Here is an 11,789-nt window from a genome sequence, read left to right as displayed (position 1 = left end):
GCTTCTACTTCTTCTACACTATTAAATGGTACACTCCCTACTACTCTTCCATCAAATGGCGATGTTACTTCTATTGTCTTACTCATTTTTTCCTCCTTAAAGTATTGTCCAAATTAAAAGGCAAATTTTACCAAATTAATAATAAAAAAGCCTACGTCAATTTAGAAGTGTTGGGGTTGGTTTAAAAGATATAATTATCTCAAAAAAAGAGATAAATAAATTTATCTCTTTATCTTAAAAATTAAATTTTGATATCGTCAAGTCTAATAACAAATACTGAACAATGAGCATGACGAATTACTCTTTCAGCAGTACTACTAATAAAATAACTACCAAGACCAGGTCTTGTTGCCATCATTACAATAGCATCTGCTTTTATTTTTTTAGCTTCTTCAAGAATTTCATTATGAACTGTTCCATCTTTTATTTTAAAAGATACTTTATCCATTGGAAGAGAGTGCACTCTTGCAATCTCTTTTAATTGTTCCATTGCATCATTATCATAATTTATTTGTTTTTCATCATCCAAAATAGGATAAACTGAACCATGTGTTCTATTTTGATTAACAAATAGCAAAGTAATTTTTCCATCTTCATTAAGTACTTCAAAAGCACCTTTGAATAATTTTTTATGATTCTTTGTATATGATAAATGAATCGGCACTAAAATATTTTTAAACATTGTTATTCTCCTTTAACCCATAACTTTATCAGGTAACCATAGAACAAGTTCTGGGAAAATCATACAAATAATAAGAACTAATAAATTCACCATAATAAATGGAGTAACTGATTTATAAATTTCTCCCATACCAACATCTGATGGTGCAATACCTTTTAAATAAAATAATGCGAATCCATAAGGAGGAGTTTGTACTGCAATTAAAATATTAATAATCATCAATACTCCAAACCAAATTGGGTCATAACCTAATGAAACTGCAATTGGTGTAAATAAAGGTGCACACATTAATACAATAATAAACTCATCAATAATAAACCCTAAAAGTAGCATTATAACTTGGAACATTATAATAATCATAATAGGAGGTAAATCCAATCCATGAGTAAAGTCAGCAATCATACCTTGAATACCCATAAGTAAATGGAAGTTACTAAATACTGATGCACCTAAAATAATCCACATTGCAACACTTACTAAAATAGCCGTTTGCATACCCACTGCTCTAAACATATCAAGTTTAAATCTTTTAAAGAATATTGCCAATAAAATTGCGCCAGCAACACCTAATGCACCTGATTCAGTTGGAGTTGCAATTCCAGAGATAATACTTCCTAGAACAACAAAAATTAAACCAATTGCAAAAAAACCATCCCTAGCAATTCTAATTTTTTCTTTTGCAGTAAGTACTGGTAAATCTAAATTTTCACTAAGTAATGGAGCTTTTTCTGGCTTCAATCTTGTACTAATTACAATGTATGCAATAAGTAAAATAATTGTTACTAAAGCTGGCATCATTGCACCTAAAAACATTCTTCCAACAGAGTTTTGAGTAGAAGCTGCAAACATAATCATAGGAATACTTGGTGGAATCAAAATACCAAGTGCACCACCTGCCATAATTGTTCCAAGTGCCATTCGACGATCATAACCAGCATCTAACATTGGTCTTAAAGCAATACTTCCTGAACTCATAATACCAGCACCAATAATTCCAACCATTGCACCAATCATAGAACAAATGAAAACAACACTAATAGCTAGTGATCCTCTAATTTTTCCAATAACCATCTGGCTTGCACTAAACATAGCATCACCAATACCAGAGTGTGTCAAAAGCTGTCCCATATATATATACAATGGAATAGCAAGTAATATAAAACTAAAGTATGTTGCTTCTACTGTCGTTGGAATAACATTAAATATTCCATCTCCCCACGTAAAATAGCCAATCATCATGGCAATTCCACCTAAGGCTAATCCAACAGGAGCACCTAATGCGAAAAAAATCAAAATACAAAATAGTAAAACAACAGTTAATAACTCAACACCCATCTTCAGGCTCCTTCTCAAACAACTCTTCACCAGTAATCAAATGATAAAGCTCTGTAACCATATCTCTAACTAATTGTATGGTAAATATACTACTTGCAATACATAACATAACCCAAAAATGCCACATTACTGGTGCCCATTCACTTTGACGTCTATAATCAAATTCTATAGCTTCGTTATATTTACCAATACTTACATAAAAAATAATCACTAGAAAATATATTCCCAAAGAGAAAGAAATAAGATTAAAAATATTTTTAACTTTTGGAGAAACCGTTAGATAAAGAATATCAACATTAATATGTGCTCTTTTTTGTTGAGCATAAGCCCCACCAAGAGCTGCAATATAACCAAATAGAAATAAAGATGAATCATAGGCCCAAATCGTTGGAGCATCAAATACATATCGAGCTACTACCTCATATACAACAATAAAAGCAAGCACAGGCATCAAAAATGATGCCCCCTTGCCTAACCACATAACAATTTTGTCAATTATTGAACAAAATAATTTCAAACTATTTTTAAACATGATTAGTTCCTGTTTAGAATTCAATTATTTTGCTTGTTTTCTAAGAATATCAATTAGTTCTTTACTATATTTATCTTTAGAAGCATATTCATCCCATAGTCCAGCACCAGCTTTTTTCCAAGCAGCTTTATCAGCTTCAGAAGGCTCTGGAGACCATTGTAAACCTTTTGCAACCATTTGATCTACAGCTTCTTTTTCCCATTTTTTAGAGTTTTCTAATTGAGCTTTAGCGTGATCAACAGTAGCTTCATAAACAGCTTTCTTTAAATCATCAGATAATTTATTCCAAGCAGATCTATTAACAACAATTGGTAATACTTGAGCACCAGCTAATGGTAATCTGTACATATATTTTGCAACTTCAACGTGGTTACCATCTCTGTGGTCAATCATGTTAGAACCAATAGAACCATCAATAACACCAGTTGCTAAACTTGTATAAATTTCACTCCAAGCTAAAGATACAGGAGATGCACCTAAGTTTCTTAAGAATTTACCATATGCACCAGGAGCTCTAATTTTAAGTCCTTGGAAATCAGCAACAGATTTAATTGGTTTTTTAGTAATAATATAAACAGCTGGTTGAATATATGGCTCTAACCATACTAAACCTTGAGAACCGTAAGCTTTTTTAAGAACATCACCAAATCCACCTTCATGGAATAATTTGTGTAATTCTACTGCATCATCAGTACCACCTGGTAAACCAATTTCAACTACACCTGCAGGTAACTCACCAGCGTGCATTGATTGAAATGGAGCTGCCATAGTAATAAGACCAGACTTAGCTGCACCTAATAAACCAGAAGTTCCAACACCTTCACCTGAAAAAAGTACTTGAACTTTAATTTTACCATTTGTTCTTTTTTCAATATCAGTTGCTAAACCTTGGTAAAGTTCACCAAATGCAGTTCCTCTTCCATAAAGATTTCCGAATCTCCAATTATGATCTGCAGCAGACGCAGTATCAACTAATCCCATAACACCTAATAATGCAACAATAGATGCTGACATTACGCTTTTTTTAATTTTATTTAAACTAAACATTATTTTCCTTTCTTATTGTTATTACTTTTTTTGCTAATTAGTCTTTGATAAAACTTATCACTATGAGTGTGCTTTTATACAAAGATTAATCGAATATACCTATTTTTTTTAAAAACACACCTCCCTCATTTTGTGATTTAAGTTATATTTATCCTATTAAACTTCTAAATAATTCAGTAAATTTATCTAGACCTTCATTAGCAGTTTCATCACTGATTGTTAATGGTGGTAAAAATCTAATAACATTTGCGTTATAACCACAAGATAATAAAACCAATCCATACTCTACTGCTTTTCCGATAATTGCTTTAGTTAATTCTGTATTAGGAACATTTGAATCACCATCAACCATTAATTCCATCGCAATCATAGAACCTTTATTTCTCACATGAGAAATTAATTTTGGGAACTCTTTTTGTAAGTCAGTTAATCTTTTATTGAATAATTCTCCAATAGCTACTGATCTATTTAATAAATCTTCTTCTTCCATAACTTTAAGTACTGCTAAACCAGCTGCACAACCTACTGGTGAACCACCATAAGTTCCACCTAATCCACCAGGGATTGGAGCATCCATGATTTCAGCTTTTCCAACAACTGCTGATAATGGATAACCACCAGCAATACCTTTTGCCATAGTCATTAAATCTGGTTCAACACCTGAATACTCACTATTAAACATTTTTCCAGTTCTACCAAATCCTGATTGAATTTCATCAAAAATTAATACAATTCCATTTTCATCACATATTTTTCTTAAAGCTTGTAATAGTTCAACTGGTGTTTCATAAAATCCACCCTCACCTTGAACTGGTTCAACAATAATTGCAGCTACATCTTCTGCTGGTACATCTGATTTAAATACATTTTTAATACCTCTTATTGAATCCTCAACAGTAGCACTATATGCTTCAGCAGGAAAAGGAACGTGATAAATCTCACCAGGAAATGGTCCAAACCCAATTTTATAAGGAGCAGTTTTACCTGTTAGAGCCATTGTTAAATTAGTTCTTCCATGAAAACCTCCATTAAATGCAATTACAGCTCTTCTTTTTGTATATGCTCTTGCAATTTTCACACAGTTTTCAACAGCTTCAGCACCAGTTGTAACAAATATAGCTTTTTTCTCACTATTACCTGGAGCTAATTTAGTTAATTTTTCAGCTAGTTCAACAGCAACTTCATAAGGGTTAACCATTACACAAGTATGGCTAAACTTTTCAATTTGTGCTTTTACTGCATCAACAATTTTTGGGTGACTATGCCCAGTATTACATACAGCAATCCCTGTTCCAAAGTCAATGTATCTTTTACCTTCAACATCCCAAATTTCTGCATTTTTTGCTTCTTTAACAAATACAGGATATGTATTTCCTTGACCTCTTGCAAATACTTTTGCTTTTCTTTCTTGTAGGTCTTTATTGTTCATTCTTCTTACCTTCTATAATAAATTAAATTGCTTGATTTAATTATTACAGAAGAGTGTATTCAAAAGGTATCATTATTATCAATTTTTATATGTTTTGTATATATATTATGAAAATTAAAAGTGAGAGGGAAATGAGTTAATTGTATTGTAAAAAGCAAGAGTATATAAAATAAATATAGTTTATATGCTATATTTATTTTATATTTAAGTAGCTATTGAATGTAATTTGAAGAAGGACTTTTTTTATTAAAAACTCTTCTTTCAAATACACTTTCTATATCATCATAAATAATTGAATCTTTATCAAGGAAGATTAACTTCTCTTTATCTAATTCATTTACATTTTTTAAACCCATAACAGCAAGTAAGCTTTTCATACTTTTTAAGATATTGTTGTGATAATTTTTTACATAATCAGCATGTTTTTTTACAAAATAGTGTTTTCTTTTTTTAATATCTTGTGTTGCAAGTCCTACAGGACATTGATGATCTCCCGCACCAGAGCAATATCTTGCACGAATACAACCTGCACTCATCATAAACCCTCGTGCAATTTGAACAAAATCAGCTCCAATACATAAAGTAATAACCACATCATCAGGAGTAAGAATTTTACCACTTGCAGAAATCTTTACGTGTTCTCTAACCCCATAATCTTTAAGTACTTTATCTACTAAATATATGGCATCTCTTATATCCATACCTATTCTTTCCATCATCTCTAAAGGAGCAGTGGCACTTCCTCCGCTTCCCCCATCAAGGGAGATATAATCAGGGAAAGGCAAGTTTAAATCAACTCTTCTTTTTATCTCTTTTGCAATAGGAACAATATTATCATAATCAGAAATAACAATCTTTATACCAACAGGTTTACCTGAAGCTTCTTGAAGTTCACCAATAAAATCAAATAACTCTTCAATTGAATTTGCATATGGAAATCTATTTGGAGAAAAGGCATCTTTATTTGCTTCAATATTTCTATAATATGCAATTGAAGGAGTTACTTTTTCTGCAATTAGTTTTCCTCCTGTTTGTTTTGCACCTTGAGCAATTTTGATTTCAGTCATACGACAAAAACTCATCTGTTTTTTATATCGTTCTAAATCAAATTTTCCTTCTTTTGTTCGAACACCATATAGTCCTGAGCTTATTTGTAAAATAATGTCAGCCATATCTTCAGGAACATCTTTAGGAAAATCTTCTAAAGGTGCATCCCAATTAGGACGATAAAAACAGTTTTTCATCTTATTAAAAACATAAGTATCTGCTTCTAAATCATTTCTAAATAGCAATTTTCTATAAAAATCAATTGCAACTGGAACGTTAAAGAAAAACTTTGCCAATTTAAATACATTTTCTTGGAAAGCTGTTCCTTTAACTTCTTTCATATATTTATCATCATACATATTATGAGTAACAAAGAAATTTGATGTTAATCCCCCTTCTCCAGAATTGATAGCAAAGTTTCCATCTTTTGCTCCAAAAACAAAAGCCCTTGTTCCTTCAGGAGAAATAGAACCATCACTCATAGGTCCTCTACCTATTATAGAAGATGAGAAAAAAGGCTTTTCTCTTTTCTCTCCAAAAATAATTGAAAAATCATTTTCAACTTCATCATCATTTAGTACTATATTTGTGTGTTTTAGCATCAGTTTTGGTTTTGGCAAGGGTTGAGAAGGAGAAAAAGACGCATAATTAATCTTGTCTCTTGCAGCATTATATACCCAATCTAATTTATCCATTGATTCGTAAAACTTTTCATCACCAAAGTATTGTCTAAAGGGTTCTCTAAACTCCTGAAAAACAAATCTCAATCTTCCAATTATTGGATAATTTACTAATATTTGATGTTTTCTTTGTACATATTTGTCATGTACATACCATAAAAAGATACCTACACAAAAAACTATCAATATTATTAACCATGTTTCCATATGAACGTCCTGTATTTCATTAGCAAAATATTTAACTTGTCTGTTTTGCTTGAATAATTATTACCGAAGACTGTATCTAAAAGGTATCATTCTTATTAAATTTTATGTTTTATTATATGGAGGAATAGAGTATAAAAAAAATTTATTTTGCTTGATTGTTATTTAAATCAATAGGGATATAAATAGAAAATTTAACTCCATTTGGAATATTTTGAACTGTTAGATGACCTTGCATATTTTGTTCAATAATCATTTTACTCATATATAATCCAAGCCCTGTACCATTATAACTATCTTTAGTTGTAAAGTATGGCTCAAATATTTTATTAATGATGGACTCATTAATTCCACCTGCATTATCTGAAATTATTATTCGGATATGAGTTTGAGCCTTTTTAGTTTGTATCGTAATAACTGGATTTTTAACTTCTGCTTCTAAAAAAGCATCTTTTGAGTTTGTACACATATTTAATAAAACTTGAGAAAGTTCACTCTCAAAGCCATATATAATAGCATCATCTGAAATCATATTTTTTATTTTAATATTATTACTTTTAAAACTATCATCAATAAGAAAAATTGTTTGCTGGAGTGCTTTTTCTATTGAAAAAAATTGTTTTTCTTTATTAGGTTTAAAAAAGTTTTTAAAATCATTAATAGTCTGCGACATCTTTTCAGTAAGTGCATTACTTAAAAGCCTTTGTTTATCCAAATACTCCTTATCAAGTTTTCCAAGGGAATATCTTAAATGAATATTTTGGATAACTGTACTTAAGGCACTCAAAGGTTGTCTCCATTGGTGAGCAATCATACTTATCATTTCTCCCATTTCCGCAAGCTTTGATTGATGAATCAACATCTGTTCTTGTTTTTTCCTATTATTTATCTCTTCTTTAATTCTTGTATCTAGTGTATTATTTAAATGCTCTAACTCTTGTGTTTTTATCTTTAATTGTTTATTTGAAAGTTCTAATTCTAAAGTTCTCAGCTGAACTTTCCTTTCCAAAGTACTATTTAGTGTCTCAATCTCTTCTTTTACTTTTGTTAGTTTTCTAATATATCTTCGTTGCATTATATATGTATATAAAATCAAAGAAAAGATAAAAAGGAAAAATGCAACTATACTCCAAAATAATTTATAATCAATACTTTTTTCATATTTAATAGTTACCCATTTATTTATAATTCTTTGTTTTGTTTCATCGGTTATAGATGCTACTACTTTCTCAAAGATATTTAAAAGGATAGGGTCATCATTTCTTATTCCAACAGATAGATGCCACTTTTCATCAAATTTACCTGATATTTGTAAACTTCCATAAAACTCTTCTTGAAAGGCATATGCCACGTTAAGATGAGTGGTTACTTGTCCAAAAATCTCTCCTCTTTCAACTCTTTTCAAACCATCACGTAAATGATTTACATCTACGACTTCTAAATTAGGATATGTTCGTCTAATTATTTCATTGTATGCAAAGTTTTTTTGAATACCAATTTTTTTATTTTCTAAACTTTTTAAATCACTAATAAAACTAACATTTCTTTTAGTAACTAAAACTAAAGATTCATTAACATATGGTTTAGTAAAGTTCATATAACCACGTCTTGATTGTATATTCATTACAAAAGAAAGAACATCACATTTTCTACTTTTCATATACTCTAAAGATTCAGTCCAATCTTTTGTTTCCACAAGATTTAATTGAGTTCCAATTTTCTTTTCAAAGTCTTTAAAATAATCTGCAACAATACCCACATGTTTATGATTTTCTATTTTTTCAAAGGGCATCCAATCGGGATCTACACATAAATTAATACTTCGTTTTTTATCTAAATAATCTACTTCTTCTTTTGTAAGTATTAAAGGTAAATCTGCAATATCTTTTAAAAACCATTTATCAAAAAGCTCTTTTTCCTCTTTTATAGAAATAGAGTCCAAGCCTTTTTCTATAATTGATTGTAATATTGTTTTATCTTTATTAACAAAAAAATAAAACAATGAAGGCTCAAAACTAATTGCTGGCATGGCTTTTAAATCAATAATTAAATTATCTTCTAAATGCTTTTGTACAATAATTGGTGAAGCTATTAAAGCATCAACACTTCCTTCAAGTAATTTTTGTACTGACTCTTTTATTCCTTTTGTTTCCACTATTCTTATTTTGGGATATTTATTTTTTATATTAAATGTTCCTGTTTCATTTATGACAGCAACTCTTTTGTAATTTAAGTCACTATAAGAATTAATCTTATTTTCTTCTTTTTTTACAAATAAGATATTTTTGATTTTCAATATTTCGGAAGAAAAAACTGCAAAATCACTATTGATTTTTGAATTATTTATTACAGGTAATAAATCTATTTCACCATTTTCAAAGGCAAATTCCATGTTACCTTGATTGATATCTACTGTTTTTGTTTTGATTTGAAATTTTTTGATTATAAGGTCTAAGATATCATTTGCAAAACCATCTCTTTGATAATCTTTGTTTAAATAACTTAAAGGGTACAAGTCAGTAATACCTACCCTAATGTTATTTTTTTCTATCCACTCTTTTTCTTCTTGAGTTAAAGTAGGTGAGGTAGCCCAGAGGCTACTAAAAAAGAATAAAACAAAAACAAGAAACTTCAACAAATAACTCCAAAATAGCTTTTTATGATTATATCATACTATGTAATATAATGAAAAAACTAATACCATCTTTTGTATTTTTAGCGAATAATTTACCTTGGTGATTCTTTTCTACAATAATTTTAGACATATAAAGACCTATACCTGTACCATTTTTTTCTTTTTTTGTTGAAAAATATGGTTCAAATATTACATCTAAATCTTCCTCTTTAATTCCTCCGCCATTATCATATATCTCTATTTTTACACCATCTTCAAAATCTTGGGTTTTGATTTCAATTTTTGCATTTTCGATATCTTTTTCCAAAAACTTATCTTGTGCATTTTTTAATATATTTATAAACACATGCGTAATCTCATTTTCATAAATATTAATTTGGTTTTGACTTTTAAAATCTAATGTAAGTTCAATATTATTAGCTTTTAAATCTTTTTCTAAAATCTTCAATGTATTATTGATTGGCCTTTCAATGATTGTATTAGATACAATTTTATCTGTCTTAAAAAAGTTTTTAAAATCATCTATTGTAGTAGTAAGATTTTGAACATAAAATTCTATTTCATCAAGTTTTTTACTGAAAAAACTTGCTTGTTCTTCTCTTCCTTCCTTTGAATCTAAATTAAACTTTTCAGTTAATAATTTATATTTTAAATTAAAAGATGCTGTTCCAATTGAAGCAAGAGGTTGTCTCCACTGATGGGCAATCATACTTATCATTTCACCCATAGCAGCAAATCTTGATTGAGTTTCTATAATTCTTTGTTTTTCTTCATTTTTTTGGATTTCAATTTCTAATTTTTTATTTTTTTCTATTAACTCTTCTTTTAATACTTTTGATTCTATTGCTTTTATTAAATTATCTTCTAATTTATAAATATCAATGGGTTTTAATACATAAGCACTAATATTTAACTCAATAGATTGCATAAGAAAAGTTGTTTCTTGATGTGCTGTGGTAATGATGATTGGAATATCTTTATCTATTTCTCTAATTTTTTCTATCATACCAATTCCATCTAGCTTTGGCATCTTTATATCTGTTAAAATAAGGTCAATTTTTTCACGTGAAGCTTTAAAAGATGTAAAACCCTCTTGTCCATTTTGAACACAAATAACATTTATCCCAAAAAGATTTAGAGTTTCAGTTATACCTTCTTGTATTACAGATTCATCTTCTGCATAAAGAACAGTTATATTTTTAAGAACTTGTTTTTCAATCATAGAATCTCTTTTAAATTTTTGAATAGTTTAGCACTAAATAGTATTCAAATAGTAACATAATGTATTTTGTTAAATACTATCATCTTATTAAGCATATATCAAGACTATTTTCATACATTTTTTATACATAACTATAAGAAACAAAATGCTAATATAATTTTTTAAAAGGATACCAATGGACTACGGCTTATTAAAAAAATATACTAAAAATTTAAATGTTCTTTTTGTTGAAGATGACATTGATTTTAGAAAGGAGTTTTTTGAATTACTCCAAGATATTTTTCCAAAAGTTACAGCCGCCGTTGATGGATTGGATGCCCTTAATAAATATAAAGAATATTATACTCAATCAAATAAATATTATGACTTAATTATTTCAGATATCAAAATGCCAAACTATGATGGAGTCGAATTAGTTGATGCCATATATAAAATAAAACAAGATCAAATAGTTGTAATTTTATCTGCAAGAAATGAGTTCAACTATCTTTTGCCATTGGTTAATTTAGGAATATACCAATTCTTTACTAAACCAATAAATTACACTAATTTTTTAGATGATATGTTTAAATTAAGTGATAAAATTTATCATATGAAATTAAATGATAATACCAATATTGTAAGAATTGATGAGTCTTTAATTTGGGATAAAATTAATAAAAAGCTACTCCAAAATGATACAGAAATAATACTAACTAAAAAAGAGATTATTCTTCTTAATATGCTACTTAGTAACAATGGAAGAATATGTACTGCTGAAGAATTAATCAATATTATCTGGTTTGAAGAATTTGATATAAATGCAGATATAAGAAATCTTAAAAATATCATATCCCGTTTACGAAGAAAAGTACCAAATTTGCATATTAAAAATATTTATGGAATGGGATATAAAGCAGAATTCAAATAACCAATAAAAAAGGGGAAGCATTTACACCTCCCCCTTCTTTATCTCTAATTTTAATAATTACAATAC

The 11,789-nt window shown here is 28.9% G+C and carries 9 protein-coding genes; 1 reads left to right on the top strand and 8 read right to left on the bottom strand.

The window, feature by feature from the left end; all coding sequences use genetic code 11:
* Positions 1 to 241: 241 nt before the first annotated feature.
* The 8 genes from ACQY5W_RS12790 to ACQY5W_RS12755 all read right to left on the bottom strand — a co-directional run bounded on the left by ACQY5W_RS12790 (position 242) and on the right by ACQY5W_RS12755 (position 10,813).
* Positions 242 to 682 carry a universal stress protein gene (locus ACQY5W_RS12790; protein ID WP_428025362.1) on the bottom strand — a complete coding sequence of 147 codons (441 nt, stop codon included), beginning with the start codon at positions 680 to 682 and terminating at the stop codon, positions 242 to 244.
* 12 nt (positions 683 to 694) lie between these two features.
* Complete coding sequence (locus tag ACQY5W_RS12785; protein ID WP_428025361.1) at positions 695 to 2,017, bottom strand: TRAP transporter large permease; 1,323 nt, start codon at positions 2,015 to 2,017, stop codon at positions 695 to 697.
* Positions 2,007 to 2,573 (bottom strand): TRAP transporter small permease subunit, encoded by a 567-nt coding sequence (locus tag ACQY5W_RS12780; protein WP_428025360.1) that lies wholly within the window; start codon positions 2,571 to 2,573, stop codon positions 2,007 to 2,009. Before ACQY5W_RS12780 ends, ACQY5W_RS12785 begins: the two co-directional genes overlap by 11 nt.
* Positions 2,574 to 3,596, bottom strand: coding sequence for a TRAP transporter substrate-binding protein (locus ACQY5W_RS12775; protein ID WP_428025359.1), 1,023 nt, complete (start codon positions 3,594 to 3,596; stop codon positions 2,574 to 2,576).
* Between the two features lie 148 nt (positions 3,597 to 3,744).
* A complete protein-coding gene (gabT, locus tag ACQY5W_RS12770; protein ID WP_428025358.1) occupies positions 3,745 to 5,025 on the bottom strand; it encodes a 4-aminobutyrate--2-oxoglutarate transaminase in 1,281 nt (426 codons plus the stop codon).
* Between the two features lie 212 nt (positions 5,026 to 5,237).
* Complete coding sequence (locus ACQY5W_RS12765; protein WP_428025357.1) at positions 5,238 to 6,959, bottom strand: glutamate synthase-related protein; 1,722 nt, start codon at positions 6,957 to 6,959, stop codon at positions 5,238 to 5,240.
* Between the two features lie 142 nt (positions 6,960 to 7,101).
* Positions 7,102 to 9,594, bottom strand: a complete 2,493-nt coding sequence (locus ACQY5W_RS12760; protein ID WP_428025356.1) for a transporter substrate-binding domain-containing protein — start codon at positions 9,592 to 9,594, stop codon at positions 7,102 to 7,104.
* Positions 9,595 to 9,619: 25 nt separating this feature from the next.
* Positions 9,620 to 10,813 (bottom strand): response regulator, encoded by a 1,194-nt coding sequence (locus ACQY5W_RS12755; protein ID WP_428025355.1) that lies wholly within the window; start codon positions 10,811 to 10,813, stop codon positions 9,620 to 9,622.
* A 175-nt stretch (positions 10,814 to 10,988) separates the two neighbouring features.
* Between ACQY5W_RS12755 and ACQY5W_RS12750 the strand changes: the two genes are divergently transcribed.
* Positions 10,989 to 11,723, top strand: coding sequence for a response regulator transcription factor (locus ACQY5W_RS12750; protein ID WP_428025354.1), 735 nt, complete (start codon positions 10,989 to 10,991; stop codon positions 11,721 to 11,723).
* Positions 11,724 to 11,789: the final 66 nt, after the last annotated feature.

Origin of the sequence: Arcobacter sp., from assembly GCF_050300555.1 — a bacterium.
GTDB lineage: Bacteria > Campylobacterota > Campylobacteria > Campylobacterales > Arcobacteraceae > Arcobacter.
The sequence above is the reverse complement of the archived record's forward strand: the minus strand, read 5'-3'. Positions and strand labels throughout refer to the sequence as shown.